The sequence below is a fragment of the Fructobacillus papyrifericola genome (genome assembly GCF_018437235.1).
In the GTDB taxonomy this organism is placed as follows: domain Bacteria; phylum Bacillota; class Bacilli; order Lactobacillales; family Lactobacillaceae; genus Fructobacillus; species Fructobacillus papyrifericola.
This window is the reverse complement of sequence record NZ_JAAMFJ010000001.1, coordinates 48,519-69,183: the sequence shown is the minus strand read 5'-3', so window position 1 is coordinate 69,183 and position 20,665 is coordinate 48,519. Positions and strand designations below refer to the sequence as shown.

The 20,665-nt window shown below is 51.8% G+C and carries 17 protein-coding genes and 1 tRNA gene; 1 reads left to right on the top strand and 17 read right to left on the bottom strand.

The features are described 5' to 3' along the window. Window positions 1-175 precede the first annotated feature (175 nt). The 17 genes from G6R28_RS00345 to G6R28_RS00265 form a co-directional block, all read right to left on the bottom strand. Entirely contained in the window at window positions 176-865 is a 690-nt protein-coding gene (locus G6R28_RS00345) for a hypothetical protein (RefSeq protein ID WP_213792263.1), read from the bottom strand. Then, window positions 855-1,604: a hypothetical protein gene (locus G6R28_RS00340; RefSeq protein WP_213792262.1), complete on the bottom strand. Its 750-nt coding sequence runs from the start codon at window positions 1,602-1,604 to the stop codon at window positions 855-857. The genes G6R28_RS00345 and G6R28_RS00340 overlap by 11 nt, the downstream gene beginning before the upstream one ends. Before the next feature lies 1 nt (window position 1,605). Beyond that, window positions 1,606-2,379 carry an ABC transporter ATP-binding protein gene (locus tag G6R28_RS00335; RefSeq protein ID WP_213792261.1) on the bottom strand — a complete coding sequence of 258 codons (774 nt, stop codon included), beginning with the start codon at window positions 2,377-2,379 and terminating at the stop codon, window positions 1,606-1,608. Between the two features lie 153 nt (window positions 2,380-2,532). Next, window positions 2,533-4,332, bottom strand: a complete 1,800-nt coding sequence (gene uvrC, locus G6R28_RS00330) for an excinuclease ABC subunit UvrC (protein ID WP_213792260.1) — start codon at window positions 4,330-4,332, stop codon at window positions 2,533-2,535. Window positions 4,333-4,412: 80 nt separating this feature from the next. Beyond that, window positions 4,413-6,035, bottom strand: coding sequence for a CTP synthase (locus G6R28_RS00325; protein WP_213792259.1), 1,623 nt, complete (start codon window positions 6,033-6,035; stop codon window positions 4,413-4,415). A gap of 210 nt (window positions 6,036-6,245) precedes the next feature. Then, entirely contained in the window at window positions 6,246-6,875 is a 630-nt protein-coding gene (gene pyrE / locus G6R28_RS00320) for an orotate phosphoribosyltransferase (RefSeq protein ID WP_213792258.1), read from the bottom strand. 12 nt (window positions 6,876-6,887) lie between these two features. After that, the gene (gene pyrF / locus G6R28_RS00315; RefSeq protein WP_213792257.1) at window positions 6,888-7,619 is read right to left on the bottom strand and encodes an orotidine-5'-phosphate decarboxylase; all 732 of its coding nucleotides are present in this window, start codon (window positions 7,617-7,619) and stop codon (window positions 6,888-6,890) included. A gap of 11 nt (window positions 7,620-7,630) precedes the next feature. Continuing rightward, window positions 7,631-8,566: a dihydroorotate oxidase gene (locus tag G6R28_RS00310; protein ID WP_213792256.1), complete on the bottom strand. Its 936-nt coding sequence runs from the start codon at window positions 8,564-8,566 to the stop codon at window positions 7,631-7,633. A gap of 4 nt (window positions 8,567-8,570) precedes the next feature. Next, window positions 8,571-11,750: a carbamoyl-phosphate synthase large subunit gene (carB, locus tag G6R28_RS00305; RefSeq protein ID WP_213792255.1), complete on the bottom strand. Its 3,180-nt coding sequence runs from the start codon at window positions 11,748-11,750 to the stop codon at window positions 8,571-8,573. Beyond that, a complete protein-coding gene (locus G6R28_RS00300; protein WP_213792254.1) occupies window positions 11,737-12,828 on the bottom strand; it encodes a carbamoyl phosphate synthase small subunit in 1,092 nt (363 codons plus the stop codon). The genes carB and G6R28_RS00300 overlap by 14 nt, the downstream gene beginning before the upstream one ends. Before the next feature lie 10 nt (window positions 12,829-12,838). Continuing rightward, the gene (locus G6R28_RS00295; RefSeq protein ID WP_213792253.1) at window positions 12,839-14,101 is read right to left on the bottom strand and encodes a dihydroorotase; all 1,263 of its coding nucleotides are present in this window, start codon (window positions 14,099-14,101) and stop codon (window positions 12,839-12,841) included. After that, a complete protein-coding gene (locus G6R28_RS00290; RefSeq protein ID WP_213792252.1) occupies window positions 14,098-15,033 on the bottom strand; it encodes an aspartate carbamoyltransferase catalytic subunit in 936 nt (311 codons plus the stop codon). The genes G6R28_RS00295 and G6R28_RS00290 overlap by 4 nt, the downstream gene beginning before the upstream one ends. A 313-nt stretch (window positions 15,034-15,346) precedes the next feature. Continuing rightward, a complete protein-coding gene (locus tag G6R28_RS00285) occupies window positions 15,347-16,066 on the bottom strand; it encodes a DUF975 family protein (protein WP_213792251.1) in 720 nt (239 codons plus the stop codon). Between the two features lie 95 nt (window positions 16,067-16,161). Further along, on the bottom strand, window positions 16,162-17,538 hold the full coding sequence (locus G6R28_RS00280; protein ID WP_213792250.1) for an amino acid permease: 1,377 nt from the start codon (window positions 17,536-17,538) through the stop codon (window positions 16,162-16,164). Between the two features lie 451 nt (window positions 17,539-17,989). Beyond that, window positions 17,990-18,063, bottom strand: a tRNA-Lys gene (locus G6R28_RS00275). Between the two features lie 81 nt (window positions 18,064-18,144). Beyond that, a complete protein-coding gene (gene rpoE / locus G6R28_RS00270) occupies window positions 18,145-18,696 on the bottom strand; it encodes a DNA-directed RNA polymerase subunit delta (RefSeq protein WP_213792249.1) in 552 nt (183 codons plus the stop codon). A gap of 44 nt (window positions 18,697-18,740) precedes the next feature. Continuing rightward, window positions 18,741-19,163 (bottom strand): YwiB family protein, encoded by a 423-nt coding sequence (locus G6R28_RS00265; RefSeq protein WP_213792248.1) that lies wholly within the window; start codon window positions 19,161-19,163, stop codon window positions 18,741-18,743. A gap of 66 nt (window positions 19,164-19,229) precedes the next feature. Between G6R28_RS00265 and G6R28_RS00260 the strand changes: the two genes are divergently transcribed. After that, entirely contained in the window at window positions 19,230-20,582 is a 1,353-nt protein-coding gene (locus tag G6R28_RS00260; protein ID WP_213792247.1) for an HD domain-containing protein, read from the top strand. Window positions 20,583-20,665 lie beyond the last annotated feature (83 nt).

Below are 20,665 nucleotides of genomic sequence, written 5' to 3'. Positions count from 1 at the left end.
TCCCTCTCCTTTTTATCCAATCGTGCTACAGACATTTAAGTTTATCACAGAACAGACTGCTTTCCTAGCACCAAAGGCCTGATATAGGGATAATTATACGCTTTTTTACTTGGATGAAAAAGGAATCCCAGAACCCATCAAAATACCTTAGAAAGTCCGGGACTTGATTTGAAAGCTAGTCCCTGTTGAGCTGTTTTTTCAAGAGCACAAAAAGGAGCGCCAACAATAGCAGCCCATAGAGGCCAAGCCAGGCCATTTCCGCGGTCGAGCCTTCCAATCCGGCCTGCAAGAGCCAAAAGGGCAGGAGTCGACTCAGCCAGGCCAACCAGTCGGGGTAGTGACTAATGGGAGCCAGGGTTGCCGAAACAATCGGTAGGCAGGCGACCAAGAGGTTACTGCCAAAGAATGGATTCTCCCCTCTTAAAAAAGGCAAGCTCACTAGCAAGCCAAAAAGGATGGCAAAGCAAAGCGAAAGAACTAGCCAGCAAAGCAAGGAAAACGACAGGCCGATGAATTGTCCGGTCAGTGAAAAGAGCAGGTATAAGACGACTCCCTGACCAGCAGCAATCAAGAAGGTAATTTGAATGGCGGTTAAAAGGAAGAGCCGGAGAGCAAAAACAGTGCCAAAAACTTCCTTTAAGAGGCCATTGTCCCGGGCTTTCACCAATAGCTGGGCCATGACCACAATGCTTTGAATCATCATCATTAACGACAGGTAAGGCCAGAGGCCATCCCCCAGAATTCGTTGATTCGTCAGCAAGGTATAGAAAAGCACGGTAAAGAAGGGCTCTAACAAAAAAGTCACCAGGATGGTCTGCCAATTGGAGAAAATCGACAGATTCTTCGCTAATGTTTTAACCAACATTTAGGGCACCTCCAGTTCGCCGGTCACCCGAATCCGTTTCAAAACGGTTCGAAGGGCAAGGCTGGCCTAGCCAGAAGATCATGACGATGAACCAGAACAAAAAGCCGCTAAAGGACCAGCCGTTCCCGTTCTTCAGGAGTTGAATGGGCCAACGAACGGGAATTAAGGGGGCGACTTTGCCAAGAATGGACCCCTGAAGAAGGTTTTGGCCAAAGAGGCCAGAGAGGATTAAAAGCGGGGTGACAAAGAGGCTTTCGTAGACAAAGGCGTTTTGACTGAGCAAAAAGAGCGAAGCCAGAACGTAAGTAATTGGCAAAGCCGACAGCCAAAAGAAAAAGAGCAGAGCAATTGATTGGCTACTAATTGCCGGCCAGCTACCCCCGTTCAATACAAAAGTCGTCAGAATAGCAATTGGTAAGGCAATCAAGCCAAAGGTCGCTGAGGAAGAAACCAGAGCAGCCAGTGCTTGCCACGCGTTTTTCGAGGCGTTGACCAAGTAGACCAGAACGCCCTGGGACCGTTGAAAGTGCAGGATGCCGGCGGCGGTCACGGCGCTGTTCCACATGCCAAAGAAGGCGGCCGTCATGACATCTTGTCCAGTCAACAACGAACCAGTCGCGTACTGGACCAGGTAGCGAAGCAAGAGCAGGCCGACCGTGCTTGTGAGCACCAAAAAGAAAAAGTAAGACTGGCTTCCATAACGCCTGAGGTGAAAGGCATACATTTTGAAAAAGGTCATGCTAACCCCCTAACCGCTTCATGAAGGCCAAGTAGGATTCTTCCAAAGTCGCCGGCCGATCAATTTGTCGGACACCGGAAGCCTGAGCCATTTCTTCGACGGTTCCGGAGAACTGGACCCGTCCGTCATAAAGCAAGTGAATCTCGTCGGCTAGATTACTGACTTCTTGCAAAATGTGGCTGGTCAGCACAATCGCTCGACCACTCTTGGCAATGTCTGCAATTAGTTCTCGTAGGCGGGCAGCCGTTTCTGCATCGACCGCGTTGGTCGGTTCGTCTAGCAGCAAAAGAGAACTCTCCTTCAATAGGCCACGGGCGATGTGCAAGCGCTGCAGCAAGCCCATCGAAAGGGCGGACACCTTCTCTTTCCGCTTTTCTTCTAGGGTCACTTGGCTCAATACCTTTTCAACTCGTTTACGCCGTTCTTTACCCGGAATCCCCATCAAAGTCGCAAAGAAAAAGAGGTTTTCTTCCACCGTTGCGTTTTTATAGAAACCATTACTGCCACCAAAGACCACACTGACCGCTTGATTTAAGACTTCCAAGTGATTGGTTTGATCTTGGCCACCCACCAATACCTGCCCACTATCGGCCGTTAAGTAGCCCGAAAGGATCTTGAGCAGGGTCATCTTCCCTGCCCCGTTTGGTCCGATGAAGGAAATGATTTGACCGGGGACCAGGTCAAAGGACAGGCCCTTTAACACCGGTTTCTCCTGATATTTTTTCGTCAAGTCGCGGACGGATAAAAGGGCACTTCCCCCTTTGTCATTCTTCATACCCACTCTCTCCTTTTATGAGTTACTCCATTATAGCCAGAGCCCTTCAACCAAGTCTAGTTTTTTTCTAATAATATTCTCATTTATTCCGGATATTCATCTTCAAAACAAAAAAGTCAGCAAGCACTTGCTTGCTGACTTTACGATTAATTCTCACTTCTCCACCTTCGACTGCGATAGCGACCAGTGCACTAACTGGGCCGTCTTTTTCGACAGGCCGAGGGCCTGAAGCTCTTCGGGCGAGGCTGCTTCAATCTTGGCTAAGGAACCAAAATTGCTAAGCAACTTCTGCCTGGTCTTTGGGCCGACACCGGAAATGGCGTCCAGCCTTGAAGCCAGGGACTTTTTCGAGCGGGACTTGCGGTGGAAGGTGATGACGAAACGGTGCACTTCGTCTTGCACTCGCTGGACTAGGAAGAAGCCCTGCGAATGGTGGTCGAGTGGCACGATTTCTTCGGTCTTGCCCGAAATCAAGTCGGCCGTCTTGTGCTTGTCGTTTTTGACCATGGCCGCAATGGGGATATCCAAACCTAATTCGTCTTCTAAGACTTCCTTGGCTGCGTGCAGCTGAGCCAGTCCCCCATCCATCAGAATCAAATCGGGCATATCCTCGTGTTCCTTTAACAGACGAGAGTAGCGACGGCGGATAACCTCTTGGGTTTCCGCCCATTCGTCGGCCTGATGGACCGAACGAATCTTGTACTTTCGGTAGAGGTCCTTGTTGGGACGGCCGTCTTCAAAGACGACCATGGCCGAAACAATCTCATCCCCCTGGGTGTGCGAGTGGTCGAAGGCTTCGATCCGATGGCCCATGGAAATGCCCAGGGCATCGGTCACTTCCTTCATGGCCTGGGTGGTCTTTTGCTCGTTTAGCTCCATCAGGCGGAACTTTTCTTCCAGGGCAATCCGGGCGTTCTTTTCAGCCAGGTCTAGCAGGTCCTTCTTTTCACCTCGAACCGGCGTTCGAACGGGCAGATCTAAGCCCTCAGCCAGGAGCTCGGTGTCAATCACCTTCGGCACCAACACCTCCTTTGGCTTTTGAATGTTTTTTTGCAGGTAAAACTGCTGAATAAAGGTCGTTAATTCATCAACACCGTCTGACACCACCGCAAAAGTCTGCTTGGACTGTCGAATCAAGCGGGCCTGACGCAAGAAGAAGACCGAAACGGTCATCCAACCCTTGTCCATGTGATAGTTGAAGAGGTCACGGGGCGTCGAATCCTTTGAAAGCACCCGCTGACTTTCCACCGTTTCATCGATGTACTTCAGCTGGTCACGGAGGTCGGCCGCCCGTTCGAACTCCATCTTTTCGGCTGCCTCGTCCATCTCCTTTGCCAAGCGCTTCTTGACGACTTTGGTATCGCCGGACAAGAAACGCTTAATGCGGTCAACCTGGGCGTCGTATTCGGCCATCGGCACGGTCTTGAAGCAGGCCCCCAGGCACTGGCCCATTGAATAGTAAAGGCAGGGCCGCCCCTGCCGCCCCTTACAGCGACGCAGAGGATAGTTCTTTTCCAAGAAATGCAGGGTTTCTTGGGCGGCAAAAACGTTTGGATAGGGACCGAAGTAGAAGGCCCCGTCCTTTTTCACTTCGGACACGAGGGCCAGTCTGGGGTTGCGTTCCTGGGTGACTTTGATATAGGGATAACCGGTCCCGTACTTCAGGCGGATGTTGTAGTAGGGCTTGTACTTTTTGATTAGCTCGTTTTCGAGCAAAAAGGCCTCTTTATCCGAGTTGGTCACGATAAAGTCAAAGTCAACAATGTTGGCCACTAATTCCGCCGTCTTCCCCTCGTGGTCCTGCTTAAAGTAGGAGCGCACGCGGTTCTTCAGGTTCTTGGCCTTGCCGACGTAGATGATTTTACCGGTGTAGTCCTTCATTTGATAGGACCCGGGTTCGGCTGGTAAAAGAGACAGTTTGTCTTCAATATGTTTAGAAGTCTTTGCTAGCATAGGTCCATTATATCCTTTTAGTAGCAAAAAGACCGCCTGTTGAGCGGTCTTTTGGTGAAGAATTGTTAGCTTAAAGCGCCTTAGTTCTTCTCGTCTTGCTTAATGGCAGCCTTGATAAAGCTGTGGTACAAGCCTTCCGGCTTGTTTGGACGAGAGATGAATTCTGGGTGGTACTGTGCGGCAATGAAAAAGTCGTTCTTTGGATACTCGATTACTTCCATCAACTTGTCATCGGGTGACGTTGCGGAGAAGAGCATGCCGTTTTCTTCGAATTGCTTGCGGTATTCCGTGTTGAATTCGTAACGGTGACGGTGACGTTCTTCAACTTCTGGCTTGTTGCCATAGGCTTCGGCCGTCTTTGATCCTTCCAAGAGGCAGGTTGGGTAGAAGCCAAGGCGTTGCGTTCCACCAAGGTCCGTCACTTCGTTTTGTTCGTTCATCAAAGAGATGACCGGGTGCTTGGTGTCCGGGTTCAACTCGATTGAGTTGGCATCCTTGTAGCCCAAGACATCGCGGGCGAATTCAACGGAAGCCAACTGCATACCCAAACATACCCCAAGGAAAGGAATGTTGTTTTCACGGGCATACTTGATGGCCTGAATCTTTCCTTCGGTACCACGGGCACCAAAGCCACCGGGAACCATGATACCGTCGTAGCCCTTCAAGAGCTTTTCAACGTTATCGGCATCCACCGTTTCGGAGTTGATGTGGTCAATGTGCACATCCGTGTTTTCGCTGTAACCACCGTGCTTCAATGATTCGTTAACGGAAATGTAGGCATCGGGCAGGTCCGTGTACTTTCCAACAACAGCAACCTTGATGGACTTCTTTGGATGCTTGATCCGTTCGACCATTTCGGCCCATTCCTTCATGTCGGCTTCGGGTGCCTTCAACTGCAACTTGTCCAAGACCACGTCATCCATGTGCTGGGCTTGCAAGTTCAAAGGAATTTCGTACAAAGTTTCCACGTCTCGTGATTCGACAACGGCCTTTGGATCGACGTCGGTAAAGGTGGCCAACTTGTTAACCAAACCTTCAGTCAATGGCTTTTCCGTACGCAAGACCAACATGTCTGGTTGGATTCCAAGTGAACGCAACTGCGTTACTGAGTGCTGGGTTGGCTTTGTCTTTGCTTCCCCTGCAGCACGGAGGTAAACAATCAATGACGTGTGAATGTAGAAGACGTTTTCGTTACCAAAGTCGGACTTCATCTGACGCAAGGCTTCGATGAATGGCAGTGATTCGATGTCGCCAACCGTTCCACCAACTTCGACGATCACGACGTCGGCATCCGTTGATTCACCGGCTTTGACAATCTTGTCCTTGATGGCGTTGGTAATGTGTGGAATGACCTGAACGGTTGCCCCGTTGTAGTCCCCACGCCGTTCCTTAGCCAAAACTTCGGAATAGATTCGACCCGTCGTGACGTTTGAGTACATGTTGGTGTTGATGTCCATGAAGCGCTCATAGTGCCCCATGTCCAAGTCGGTTTCCAAGCCATCACCAGTCACGTAAGTTTCACCGTGCTGGTATGGTGACATCGTTCCTGGATCGACGTTAATGTATGGATCCAACTTTTGGATGGCCAACTTCAGTCCACGGTTCTTCAACAAGCGTCCCAAAGATGCCGCCACAATCCCCTTTCCAAGTGAGGAAACGACCCCACCGGTCACGAAGATGTACTTGGTTTGTTTCTTAGCCATAATGCCTCCTGTAGCTCTGCCTTGCTCACGATCTCATCCCGATGGGTTTCGGTCAACCGCTTTATATAAAATAGAAAAACTCCCAAGCAAATGCTTGGGAGCTATAAACGTATTCACATTAAATGTGAGCCCTAATATATATTACTGATTGCCCCTATTGATGTCAAGAAGTTTCCAGAGAAAGTCAGCCGATTTCTCTAGACCAATTTCTCAGCCCTTCCAATGCCAGGGATCGGCGTGCCAAGAAGCATAAGACGCCGTCTTTTCATCCGACAAGCCGACTTTGTCACGGTATTCGGCCAGCAACGTCGAATAGGTCACGATGGGCTTAAAAGTCAGCCCGGCCGCCGCAAAGTTCTGGTTAGCATCCGGAAAGCCGTAGGAGAAGATGCTCAGCACCCCAGTCACCTGGTAGCCGGCTTGCGAAACCGCCTTGGCGGCTTTTAAAACCGACCCACCGGTGGAAATCAAGTCGTCAATCAAGAGTACCTGATCGCTTTCGTTTAAGACCCCTTCAATCTGGCTCTTTGTCCCGTGGTCCTTTGGCTTGGAGCGGACGTAGACCATTGGCAGGTCGAGTGCTTCGGCCACCAGGGCGGCCTGGGGAATGCCAGCCGTGGCCACGCCGGCAATCACCGTGGTCTTCGGATAGGCTGTCTTAACCAAATCCGCCAGTGCTTCAGTAATCAAACGCCGGGTCTTTGGATAGGAAATCGTCTGTCGCAAGTCCGTGTAGATGGGCGAATGAATGCCCGAGGCGAAGGTAAAGAAGCCCTCTTCCTTAAATTGAACAATCTTTTCCTCAATCAACTGGTCGATAATCGTCTTTGCAATTGTCATCAAAACGCCCCCTTAATTTTCTTTCAAGCTGTCTTGCCAGTCTGCTAAATACCGTTCGTAGGCCCTTTTTGGTTGGGCACTCTGATTGATTGGGCGTCCAACCACAATGGCCGAAGCCCCGGCCTTGTGCGCCATTGCTGGCGTGGCCACCCGAACCTGGTCGCCAACCTGATCATCTGACATGCGAATGCCGGGTACCAGGTAGAAAAAGTCATCCCCTAAAACCCGCCTTAAATCTTCAACTTCCAAGGCCGAGCAAACCACGCCATCACAGCCGCTATCCTTGGCCAACTGAGCCAGGGAAAGGACCTGCTCCTCTAAGGAAAGGCGGCAGTTTTGCTCCTTGGAAACGACTTCTTCTGAAGCCGAAGTTAGTTCAGTAATGGCCAAGAGCTTTGGTGCGGGCAGGCCACTTTCGGCAGCGCCAGCAGCCAAGCCCCGCTTGGCTGCTTGAAGCATTTCTTGGCCACCCATGGCGTGGACCGTCACGTAGTCGACACCCAGGCGGGCCAGCTGCAGCATGGCCTTCTCAACCGTGTGCGGGATGTCGTAGAGTTTCAGATCCAAGAAAATGGCGTAGCCCTGTTCCTGGAGTTTTTGTAAAATCCGGGCCCCCTCTTTGTAGTAAAGTTCCATGCCGACTTTGACCGTCTTGCCACGGCCGTCTGGGCCAAGCGCCTTGGCCAATTCCATGGCCGCCTGCTGATTGGCCAGGTCAAAAGCTACCATTAATGGTCGATTCATCATGCTTCCTTTCACAGTTCACGCAGCTGTCCACGAAAATCCGACAGACTTTCGTAGCCCTTTTCAGCCATAATGGCCTGCAACTCTTCCGTTAGGCGGTCGTAGACACCAAGGCCTTCCTTAATCACCTGAGTACCGACCGAAACCATGTCGGCGCCGCAGAGAATGTGGGCGAAGACATCGGCCCCACTGGTTACCCCACCGGTTCCAATAATGGCAATCGATTCGTTCAGGCGCTGACGAAGGGCCCGAACGTTGGCCAAGGCCGTTGGCAAAATCATGGCACCACCCAGGCCGCCAAAGCCACCCTTTGGCTTCGTCACCACCTGTTCCTTTTCCACGTCGACGACCAGGCCGTTTCCAACCGAGTTGACCGTGTTAACGTGCGTAATGGGAAAGTCGTTTAGGACCGCCGCAATTTGATCGAAGTGAACCAGGTCGAAGTAAGGGGGCAGCTTCACGCCGATTGGCTTGGTGAAGAAGGCAAAGACCCGCTCCAGGAGCTTACGCGTCGCGACAAAGTCGTAAGCCGTCTGCGGCTTACCGGGAACGTTTGGGCAAGACAGGTTCAGCTCCGTGATGCCCTGATAATCCGAGTCCTGAACGTCCATTAAGACTTCCAAAACATCCTCTGCGGACAGTCCGGCCACCGAAAGAATGGTTGGCTTGGCCGTTTCCTGCTGCACGTAATCCAAGTAGAAGGGGTAACCCAGGTTGGGCAGCCCCATCGAATTGATGGAACCGTAGGCCAGGTCGTAGTAGCGCGGACTCTCGTTTCCTGTTCGTGGCAAAAGAGTCGCAGACTTGGTCACAATTCCGGCCAGGTTGCTAGTTGCTGCAAGGTCTGCCAACTCTTCTTTTGTCTGGCAGTGAATGCCTGAGGCATTTAAGAGCGGTCCGTCAAAAGTCACTTGGGCGAGTTGGGTGGTCAAATTCTTCTTCGTCATCTTCTTATTCTCCTAATGCTTGGCTTTCCATTTCTTCTACAGTAATTGTCAACGTTTGGCAGTATGCCAAGAAGCTATCAATGGCCGTTAACATGGCCACCCCTTCATCCCGGGCCAGCTTCCGCAGGGCCTCCTTTTCGCTGGCCTCCTCTGCCAGCAAGTCATTGGTATCAACAACCACATCAACTTGTTGACTAGAAAAGCACTCCCTTAGAGCCGCTTCTCCCTCAATTCGTTCAACAACAAAGCCTTCTTTGCTCAACCAGTCGGCCGTCTGCCCACCTGCCAAAAAATGACAGTCGGCTTGAGCCAGTTCGGTCAGCGCACCTTTGGCCAGCGCTTCTTCTTTTGGATTTAGATCCAAGAAAATTCGGCTACCCGTCTGCAGGTCGGGCAACTTGGCCGAGAGGAAGGCCTTCTTCAGGGCTTCCAGATAGGTATTACCGGAGCCAATGGCCTCCCCGGTGGACTTCATTTCCGGTCCCAGGGTTTGGTTGATTTCCGGTAACTTTTCAAAGGAGAAGACCGGCGCCTTGACGTGCACCTGCTGATCCTCCGGCGCTAATCCAGAGCAGTAGCCCAGACTTTTTAAGGAGTGACCCAAGGAGACCAAAGTCGCTAACTGGGCCATCGGCACCTTCGTTACCTTGGACAGGAAGGGCACCGTTCGCGAAGCCCTGGGATTGACTTCAATCACGTAGGGTTCGTTTTCGTGGATGACGAACTGAACGTTCATCAAACCAACCACCTTCAAATGGCGGGCCAACTTCGTGGCCGCCAAAATCATCTTGCTCTGAATGGCAAAGGACAGCTGTTGGGGTGGGTAGACGGCCATGGAATCACCGGAGTGAATACCGGCCCGCTCGACGTGCTCCATGATTCCTGGAATCAAGACGTCCTGCCCATCGGCAATCAAGTCCAGTTCTGCTTCTTGCCCAGTCAAATAGGAATCGAGCAAGACGGGATGGTCCCTTGAGACTTTGACCGCTTCTGTCATGTACCGTTCCAGTTCGGCGGGCTTGTCTAGGACTTCCATCCCCCGCCCACCAATGACGTATGAGGGGCGAATCAACAATGGGTAGCCGATTTTTTCAGCTGCTGCTCGAGCCTCTTCGACCGTCGATGCCGAGGCCCCCTCGGCCTGAATCAGGTCGAGTTCCTGCATTACTTGGTTAAAGCGGTCCCGGTCTTCGGCCTGGTCAATCATGGCCAGATCCGTGCCGAGAATCTTCACACCGGCCTTGGCCAAGCCTTCCGCCAGGTTGATGGCCGTTTGGCCACCGAATTGCACCAAGACCCCGATTGGCTGTTCCAAATCGATAACGTTCAACACGTCTTCTAAAGTCAGCGGTTCAAAGTAGAGCTTGTCAGAGATGGCAAAGTCCGTGGAGACCGTTTCCGGATTCGAGTTTTGAATGATGGCTTCGTAGCCAACCGCCTGCAGGGCTTTAACCGCGTGAACCGTGGCGTAGTCGAACTCGACACCCTGCCCAATTCGAATTGGGCCCGAACCAAGTACCAGAACGGATGGCCGCTTTGTCTTCACCGACTCATTCTCCTCTTCGTAAGTAGCGTAGTAGTAAGGCGTCTTTGATTCGAACTCCCCCGCGGCCGTGTCGACCATCTTGTAAACGGGGCATATGTCAGCAGCCAAACGTTCCGCTCGCATCTGCTCCTCACTTTTTCCAGCAAACTTTGCCAAAGTCGCATCGGAAAAGCCGTAGATTTTCGCCTTTTCCAACAAAGTCCGGTCGGTCGGCTTGGCCAAAAAGGCCTGCTCAATTTCAACAATGTGAGCTAACTTGTCTAGGTAGAAAAGGTCGATTTTGGTGATGGCATGCAGGCTTTCAATGCTCTTCCCCCGCCGAATCAGCTCAGTCAAGAGGAAGAGTCGGTCTTCTTTGGCCGGCATCAGCTCTGCCAAAAGTTCTTCATCCGTCCGATTGTCTAGGCGCTCGCCAAGCAGGTCCTTTTGGTCGACTTCCAGGGAACGGACGGCCTTTTGCAAGGATTCTTCAAAAGACCGGCCAATCGCCATGACCTCACCCGTTGCCTTCATCTGCGTGCCCAGGGTCCGGTCAGCCGTCTTGAATTTATCGAATGGGAAACGAGGAATCTTCGTCACCACGTAATCCAAGGCCGGTTCGAAGACCGCCCAGGTCGTCTTGGTGATCGGGTTCTTAATTTCGTCTAGCGTCAGACCGGTTGCAATCTTGGCCGCCATCTTAGCAATTGGATAGCCCGTCGCCTTGGAGGCCAAGGCCGAAGACCGAGAAACCCGGGGATTGACTTCGATGATGTAGTAGTGAAAAGAAGTTGGGTCCAGGGCCATCTGGATATTGACACCACCCTCAATTTTCAGGGCCCGAATGATCTTCAAGGCCGAATCCCGCATCATTTGATACTCCCGGTCGGCCAAAGTCTGAGTCGGCGACACGACAATGGAATCACCGGTGTGAATCCCGACCGGATCGACGTTTTCCATGCTGGCAACAATCAGGGCGTTGTCGGCCCGATCCCGCATAACTTCGAACTCGATTTCCTTAAAGCCGGCAATCGACTGTTCAATCAGCACCTGGTTGACCGGTGACAGATCCAGGCCATGGGCGGCAATCGCTTGCAGCTCCTCTTCGTCGTGGACAAAGCCACCGCCCGAACCACCCAGGGTGTAGGCCGGGCGGACAACCAGGGGAAAGCCAATCTTTTGGGCAATGCTTTTAACTTCATCCAGACTTTCGGCAATGGCTGATTCCGGCACCGGCTCACCCAATTCGTTCATTAAGTCCTTAAAAAGCTGACGGTCCTCGGCCTGTTCAATGGCCTGTAACTTCGTCCCCAGCAATTCAATGTTCATGGCCTGCAGGAGCTTCGAATCGGCCAGCTCCTTGGCCAGGTTCAAACCGGTTTGCCCACCGAGCGTTGGCAAAATGGCGTCCGGCTCTTCTCTTCGAATAATCTTGGTTAGAAAGTCCTTGGTCAGCGGTTCCATGTAGACCCGGTCGGCCACTTCCTCATCGGTCATGATGGTCGCCGGATTCGAATTGACCAGAACCACTTCGTAGCCCTCTTCTTTTAAGGCCAGGCAGGCTTGGGACCCGGAGTAATCGAATTCCGCTGCTTGACCAATCACAATTGGTCCGGAACCGATCACTAGAATCTTATGTAAATCCTTACGCTTTGGCATGGCGGCCTCCCCCTTGCATTAAGGTGATAAAGTTGTCGAAGATGTACTCACTATCGTGTGGGCCCGGGCAGGCGTCCGGATGAAACTGAACGGAAAAGGCGGCTTTGTTCTTTAGGCGCACCCCTTCGACCGAACGGGCGTTGATTTCCTCGTGGGTGATTTCCAAGTTCGTGCCTTCCAGCGATTCGGCCGCCACCGCATAGCCGTGGTTTTGCGAGGTGAAGTGCTTGGCCTGCTGGTCAATGTCCCAAACGGCATGGTTGAAGCCCCGGTAGCCAAACTTCATCTTATAAGTTTGAGCACCGTTGGCCAGAGCAAAGAGCTGGTGCCCTAAACAGATGCCCAAGAGTGGGTAGGCTTCTTGCAGCTGTCGAATCAGCGGAAAGGCAAAGGCGTAGTCGGTCGGATTCCCCGGCCCGTTTGACAAAAGGACACCGTCTGGCTTTTCGGCTGCGACTTTTTCAAAGGATGTCTTGGCGTCAAAGAGCGTGACGGCAATGCCCCGCTTTTCTAAGGCCTTTAAAATCGAGTTCTTCATGCCAAAGTCGATCAGGGCAACGTGCAGCTGCGCCCCCTCTTTTTTGATTGACGCGGCCGCCTGCTGCTGGCGGGCCCTGCGTGCGGCCAAGAGCTGTTCGTAATCTTCTGCAAAGAGTCGGTCAATTTTTTCTTGGTCCAAGTCGTTGACCAGGACCGCCTTCATTGACCCCTCTTGTCGAATCTCCTTGGACAGCTTCCGGGCATCGACACCCTGAATGCCCACCACGCCGTTTTGACTGGCGTATTCGGCTAGGGACATGACGGAGCGGAAGTTCGACGGCCTCCTGGCCAGTTCCTTGACGATGATGGCATCGACCGCCGGTTGGTCGGCCTCATTATCGTCCAAGTTAATCCCGTAATTACCAATCAAGGGATAGGTGAAGACCATGCTTTGCCCGTAATAGGACGGGTCGGTCATCGTTTCCTGGTAGCCGGTCATCCCCGTTGAGAAGACCACTTCCGTCAGCAATTCCTCATCTGAACCAAAGGCCTCGCCCTGGTAAATCGAACCGTTCTCTAAAACTAAGTAACGTGCCATTCCTACCTCCTCAATCCTTCGAAAATACTGCTTCCCCGTTTACAAAAGTCGTCACGACCAGCCCGTGGACTTTTTGACCGGCAAAGGGCGTATTCTTCCCCTTGGAGTGAAAGTCTTTCGGGTCAATGGTGAAGGTCGTCTTTTCATCAATGAGAACCAAGTCGGCCGGATCCCCTGCCCGTAGCTGCCCGGCATTCTGCAAGCCAAAGGCTTCGATTGGCTTTTGATTCAGCCAGGCCACCGCCGTCTCCAAGTCCACCAGGCCAGAGGCCACGAAGTGTTCGTAAACCAGGGCAAAAGTCGTCTCCAGGCCAACGATGCCAAAGGCGCAGTCGGCCATGGAGCCGGCCTTATCGTCGGCCGTATGGGGAGCGTGGTCGGAGGCAATCAGATCGATGGTGCCATCGAGCAAGCCGGCGATTAGAGCCTGGCGGTCTTCCTTGCTGCGCAAGGGTGGATTCATTTTGTAGTTGGGGTCATCTGCTTGAACCATCGATTCGTCCAAGAAAAGGTGGTGCGGTGACACTTCGGCCGTAATTGGCAATCCGGCTAGCTTGGCCTGGCGGATCAAGTCGACCGATTGTTTACTGGAGACGTGGGCCACGTGGTAGCGGGCCTGAGTTGCGCGGACCAATTCGATATCACGAGCCAGTTGCGTGCTTTCGGACAGGGCCGTTAGCCCCTTTAGTCCCAAGCGTTCCCCTGCCTTTGGATCAACGACGCCGCCATTGGCCAGGCCATTGTCTTCCAGGTGAACGGTGAGGAGGCCGTTGACTTTTTTAACAGCCGTTAAGGCGGTCAACATCGTTTGGGCCTCTTGAATGCCGTGTCCGTCGTTTGAAAAGGCGGCCGCTCCGATGGCCTTTAATTCCGCCAGCTTGGTCAACCGGTTAGACGTTAAATCCTCGGTGATTGCAGCGATTTGGCCAACCTTCACCAGGCCCTTTTCCTCGTTTAAGGCCAGCTGTTCTTTCAGCCGCCCCTCCTGATCCACGACCGGCAGCACGTTTGGCATGGCCAAGACCGTGGTAAAGCCGCCGGCTGCAGCAGCTGCCGAACCGCTTCGAATCGTTTCCTTTTCGGTCAGCCCCGGTTCGCGAAAGTGAACGTGCACATCGACCAGGCCGGGGAGGGCGGTCAGCCCCTTGGCATCGATGATTTCGGCACCGGGCCAGGCCGCTACAGAAGCTCCCACGCCAGCAATTCGCCCGTCTTCGATGACGATGGCGGACAAATGGCCGTTAATTCGAACGTTTTTAATAATTTTGTTCATGATTTCTTCTCCACTAAGCCCCGCTTTTCAAGGATTCGACTCAAAATGGCCATCCGGGCATAAACCCCGTTTTGCATTTGGGCAAAGATCCGGGAATGCTCGCTTTCAACCAAGTCCGAATCAATTTCCACCCCGCGGTTTACCGGAGCCGGGTGCATAATGATGGCCGAATCCTTCAGGTGCTTGGCCCGCTCCTTCGTCAGCCCGTAGGCCTCGTGATAATCGCTCGCCGTATAAGTGGCCACCCCGGCTGCTTGCATTCTTTCCAATTGGACCCGCAAGCACATGAAGACGTCGACTTCGGGCAGTAATTCGTCGACCATTTTAAAACTTCCGTAGGCGGCTAAGTCCTCCGACCACCATGCTTTCGGCCCCGCAAAAGTCAGCTCCATGCCCAGTTCCTTGAAGATTTTGGCATCGGACTTGGCCACCCGGGAGTGACTCAGGTCCCCGACGATGGCTACCCGAATACCTTGAAAGTGGCCGAAGGCCTTTTTGATGGTCATGAGGTCAAGCAGGGTTTGTGAAGGGTGGACCCCAGCACCGTCACCGGCGTTAACCATGGACAGCTGAATTCGGTCATCCTGCACCAAGTCTTTGTACCAACCGGTTTGAGTGTGGCGAATAACGGCCAAGTCCATGCCAATGGCCTGCACCGTCTTGACCGTGTCGGCCAGGCTTTCCCCCTTTTTTACCGAGGAGCCGTTGACGTTCACGTCAAAGCGCTGCAAGCCAAGGCGCTGCTCCGCCATTTGAAAGGAGGTCACCGTCCGCGTCGAATTTTCAAAGAAGAGGTTGGCCACCGAGACCGCCCGCTTCAAAGTCGGCACCGCCTGACCATCCTGATAGGCCAGAGCCAAGTCGACCAAGGCCAGCAAGTCCTCCTTGGACAAGTCCGCTAAATCCACCATGTTTTCTACTTCAACTGCCATCTCTTCCCCCATTTACCCGACAAAAAAAGCCCTGATCTGCGATCAGAGCTTTACCGTTTGATATCTTATTGGGGCCTTCCGCTAACAGCTTGGCTTTTTGCTTGCACAAAAAAGCTGTCCGTCTTCATCTTTTTTGATGGACTGCTCCCAGTTCGCCCGGGAGGGGTCAACCGCAATCGCATACCTTGGTGATTCTCTGATCAGCATTAAAGGTGTGATTCGATTTTTTCTAGCTTACCACTTGTTATTTAAGAAAACAAGGCAATTAAAAAGTCTTTCAAAATCAATCGACTTTAAAAGACCCTTTTCCTAATTATTCAGCTGCTGCTTCAGCCTGCTTAGCCGCCAGGTCCTGCTTCAAATAGTCGTAGAAGCCGGCGTAAGTCAAGTACATGTATGGCAACAAGATGATCATGCCAAGTCCAAAGACCAGGTTAGCCAAAATCAACCAACCCAAGAAGGACAAGATCAAAACAAAGTATTCCCACTTGTGACCGTTCATCAACTGACGGGAACGGGTGATGGCATCACGGAAGCGGATAGCTTCCCCATTAGCCTTGGCATCCTTGTAAACGTAGAAGGCCTGCGAGTAGGCAAGGCCCTTAATGATTCCCGGTACAAAGAAGAGCATGGTCCATAGGACGGTCCAGATGAACTGCAAAAGGCCAACCCCAATCGTGCCCAAGAAGAGACCCTTTTCCCGGTACACTTCAATGGACTGCAAAAATGGGTGGGCCTGCTTTTCTTCCGTGCGGAAGAAGTTCAACAGGGAGTAGGTGGCCGCCGTTCCGGCAAAGAAGGCCAGAATGCCCATGGCCGAACCATCCCCGACTGACAAGTAGTTACCCGTTCCATCCAGCCATGGGAATTGGCCGTTTGCAATCGCTACTGTATCAATCGTCTGGAAGGCCCGGTCTCCAATCCAACCAAAAATAACGGCTGGCAGGGTCACAAGAACCAAATAAATCCAGTTGTTTGCCAATTGTTCCTTAGCCTTCGCCTTGATTTGACGACGTACTTCTCTCTTTGTCATGTTTCCTCCAACGATTCCAATAAAGTATCTCTAATGTAACATGTTCAACCGGACTTTCCAAACAAAAAAGGCGCCCGAAGGCGTCTTTTCAAAAATTATTTGGCATCCTTGCGGTGCCTGATAAAGTAAACCACCAAAACCAAGGCCAGCAATGAGAAACCAATCAAGAGTGGAATCTGCGTATCTGGGTTGATGGTCATGAAGACCAGGGTGATGATCAGCATGAACATGGCGAAGTAATTGGAGATTGGCGAGAGGGCCAACTTGAAGGGGTGCCCTTCCAAGTACTCAGGGTGTTCCTTGCGGAACTTAATCTGTGACCAGAGGATGACAAACCAAGGGACCATTCCTGGCAAAGTCGAGGCCGAGTAGACCATGACGAAGATCTTTGACGAATCATGCCAGATCAGTGGTAACAAGGCGTTCAAGACGATACCGAGCAGGATTCCAGCCGACATGGCCAAAACCGCCACTTCTGGCACGCGACGCTTGGACAGCTTCAAGAACTTAGGTGAAATCTCCTTGTTCATAGCCAGCGTGTAAAGCATTCGCGATGACGAGAAGAGCCCGGAGTTCAAAGCTGAAATGGCCGCCGTCATCATGACGAAGTTGATGATTCCAGCAGCGGCCGTAATTCCAACACGGGCGAAAGTCTCAACGAATGGTGAACCGACTTGGTCCAACTGGTTCCATGGGTAAATCGTGATAATCACAAAGATCGAACCAACGTAGAAAATCAAGATACGGGCCACGATTGACTTGATGGACTTAACAATCGCCACCTGTGGGTCCTTGGCTTCACCAGCAGTAATTCCAATCAATTCAATGGCCTGGTAAGAGGTCATGACAATGGACAAGGCGAACATGAAGCCCTTGATTCCCCCAGCAAAGAAGGAACCGTGTGACCAAAGGTTTGAAAAGCCAAGCGGGTGACCGTGGTTACCAACACCAAGCAAGATGACCAAGAAGCCCAGGATAATCATGAAGACAATCGTCAAGACTTTGATCAAAGAGAACCAGGATTCCATGGAACCATAGGCCTTGACCGTAACCAAGTTAGCAGCCGTCAAGGTTGCCAGCACAATCACACCGGTTACCCAAGTTGGAATACCCGGCCACCAGTAGTCGAGGTAGACACCAACGGCAATCGTTTCAGAAATTCCAACCATCAGCCACTGGATTACGTTGGCCCAGACCGTTAGATAACCAGCCGCCGGGTGAATGTAGTGCTTAGCGTAGTTGGCAAAGGAACCAACCTCCGGATCGATATACAACATTTCACCCAGGGCCCGCATCACAATGTAGAGAACCAAACCTGAAATCAGGTAGGCCAAAATAACGGATGGTCCGGTCCAGGCAATGGTTGAGGAGGCCCCCATGAAGAGACCAACACCAATCGTGCCACCCAATGCAATCATTTCCATTTGGAAAGATGAAAGGGAGCGATTTAATTCTTTATTATTTTCTGCCATAAGAGACACTCCTAAATTTCAGTTCAGTTTTGTGTTAACAAAAAAGGCGTCCCTAGCCAAAAAGCTAGGGACGCCGGCGCGTGGTACCACCCAAATTTGCTACGTTAACACACGTAACCTTAATCTGACCGAGGTAACGGTTGGTCAAACCGGGCATACTTTCACGCGCTACTCGTATGTCGTTTCAAAAGAGGTAGTCTTCACTTAGCCCGACCGCCATTCTCACCAACCATGACGTCGCTGTATACCGGAGCTAACTTACTCGTCCTCTTTACGTTGTGTCTATCATATCCGATGAAAAAATGAATTGCAAGACTTTTTAAATAAAAAATGAAAGAAAAATGAAAAAAGTAGCAAGGGCTGTTAATTTGAAGGCAAAAGAAAAAGCGTAAGACATTGCTGTCTTACGCTTTTTTGGAAATCACCCAAGGTCTCCTGATAAGAATATCAGTGCTTCCGCTCGGATTCGAACCGAGGACCTTGGGATTAAAAATCCCCTACTCTAACCAACTGAGTTACGGAAGCAATCAGTGCTTAGCACAGTAATATAGTTTACAGAAGCCCCCTCAAAAAAGCAAGCGTTTTTGAGGGACTTTTTCTTAAAAATTACTTCTCTTCGTCACCGTCAGAAAGGTCGTCCAAGTCGTCTGAACCAGCCAGTTCCGTCAAGTGCTCATCGATGGATTCGTCCTTTGAGTCTTCGTCATCGGCGTCGTCATCATCGTCCGTCTTGTCTTCTTCCGGAACGTCGTCAAAGTCGTCGTCTTCCGGATCGTCGTCGTTGTAATCGATAACATCATCATCGTTGGCGTTATCGGCAAAGACGTTGACCTTCTTGGCCGTCTTCTTTTTCTTCTTTGGCTTTTCTTCTTCGTCATCGATTTCGTGGATTGATTCATCGATGGCATCGACTGGATACCATGAACGCAAGGCCCATTCGTTGTTTCCAAGGGAAATGAATGAACCATCCGTGTTCAAGTCCGTGTAGAACTGGGACAAACGAGAGCGGAAGCTTTCGTCATCAACACCCAGGAAGTTTTCGATGGCTTGTACCAAGTCAGCAAAGGCCATGGCCTTCTTTTGCTCGGATAGGATGGCTGTGGCAATTTCCACAAGCGCCATTTCTTCTTTTAGTTGACCGTTTTCAATTTGTGACATGGCTTTATATCCTTTCGCACTTCTAACTAGTTAATAATACTGAATTATTGGACAAAATGCAAGGAAACCTGGTATTGTCCGACAACTTCCCCGTTGGCTGAAAGGGCGTAGTTCAGCAGGACTTTACCAGTGCCCGCCTGCTCGTCAATGGCAACCAGCAAATCACGGGTGTTGGTGTCAAGCAGCATCATGCCAGCAGCGGTCTGGTAGGGCTGGTGTTCGACCAGGCCCTCTTCGAAGACCAGCCGGGTCTTAGTCAGGTTCGTTCTGGTAATGGCCACGCGGCCCTCTTCGATTTTAACCAGGACTTTGGTGACCGGTTGTTCCGGCAGTTCCTCTTCGTAGGTCAGATACCAGGCGGCCCCCTTTGCCACCAAGCGGCCTTCTGCTTCTACTCGGTAGGATTCATCCCCCTCGTCTTGGTAAATTTTTGATTCAAAGCTGACTGTAACCGCTTGTCCGACCATTTCTATCCTCATTTTTCGCAAGTTTTGCTGCTTTCTATTATAATAGGTATATCGACGAAGGGAAAGGTGAAACTTTTGGAAAAACTAGCCCAAGAAAAAGTCCTCCGGGACCCCATTCACGACTTTATCCACATTCAAGATCAACTCATTTTGGACCTGATTAACACCAAGGAATTCCAGCGCCTGCGCCGGGTTCAGCAGCTTGGTGTGGCCAACACGATTTTCCACGGGGCCACCCACGACCGTTTCGGTCACTGTGCCGGCGCCTACGAATTAGCACGGCGGGTCACTGACTACTTCTGCCAATACTACGCGACTAAGGAAGAAGGCGATGGCCTTTGGAATCCCGAAGAGCGGATGGTCACCCTGGCCGCCGCCCTCCTACACGACGTTGGTCACGGGGCCTTCTCCCACACCTTCGAGCACCTCTTTCACACGGATCACGAGGCGATGACCCAGCAAATCATCATGGGCGATACCGAAATTCACCAGGTGTTGCTCCAGGAAGGGCCAGACTTTCCTAACAAAGTCGCTTCCGTGATTGCCAAGACTTACCCCAACCAACAGGTTGTCCAGCTCATTTCCTCGCAGCTAGACGTTGACCGCATGGACTACCTCCTGCGTGATGCCTACTACACCGGGGCTTCCTACGGTGAATTCGATCTGTCGCGAATTTTGCGAATGCTGCGGCCATACGAAGGCGGCATTGCCGTCAACATTGGTGGCATGCACGCCGTCGAATCCTACCTGGTGGCCCGCTACCAGATGTATCTCCAAGTCTACTTCCACCCCGTTTCGAGAGGAATGGAAATTCTCTTGGAGCACTTGCTCGGCCGAGTGAAGGAGCTCTTAGCCGCCGGGGAAGAACCCCAATCCCTGGTCGGCCCACTACTGGCACCGGTCTTTCAAGAGGACCACGACCTGACGGTTCACGAATACCTGCGCTTGGACGACAACCTCTTCCTAACGGCCATCAACGGCTGGCAGGATGCCGATGATACCATCTTGGCCGACCTTTCCCAGCGTTTCTTGCGCCGCAAGCCGCTCAAGTCCATCCAAATCAACGAGCAATCGGCCCCTCACCTGGATAGTCTGGAAAAGATTGTCAAAGAGGCTGGCTTCGACCCCCGTTACTACACAGCCCGCAACGATGCCTACGACTTGCCCTACGACGATTACAAGCCAGCGGCTAAAAAGCCTCGGACGCAAATCGAACTAGTTCTGGCCGACGGCAGCCACCAGGAGTTGTCTGAACTGTCGACTTTGGTTGGCGCCATCAAGGGCCGGGCTTCCTTGGATCAGCGCTTCTTCTTCCCAAGAGAGATGCTGGACAATGGCCCGGACGACCTCTTCACAGAGGTCCACGCGGACTTTCAATCACTCATTAAAAACGACACCTTTATTCCGGGTGAAGATTAAAAAAGCAGGCCTCAGCGGCCTGCTTTTTTAACACATCAAACGAATCACCCAATAAAAAAACGCCCTTAGGGGCGTTTTTTTAT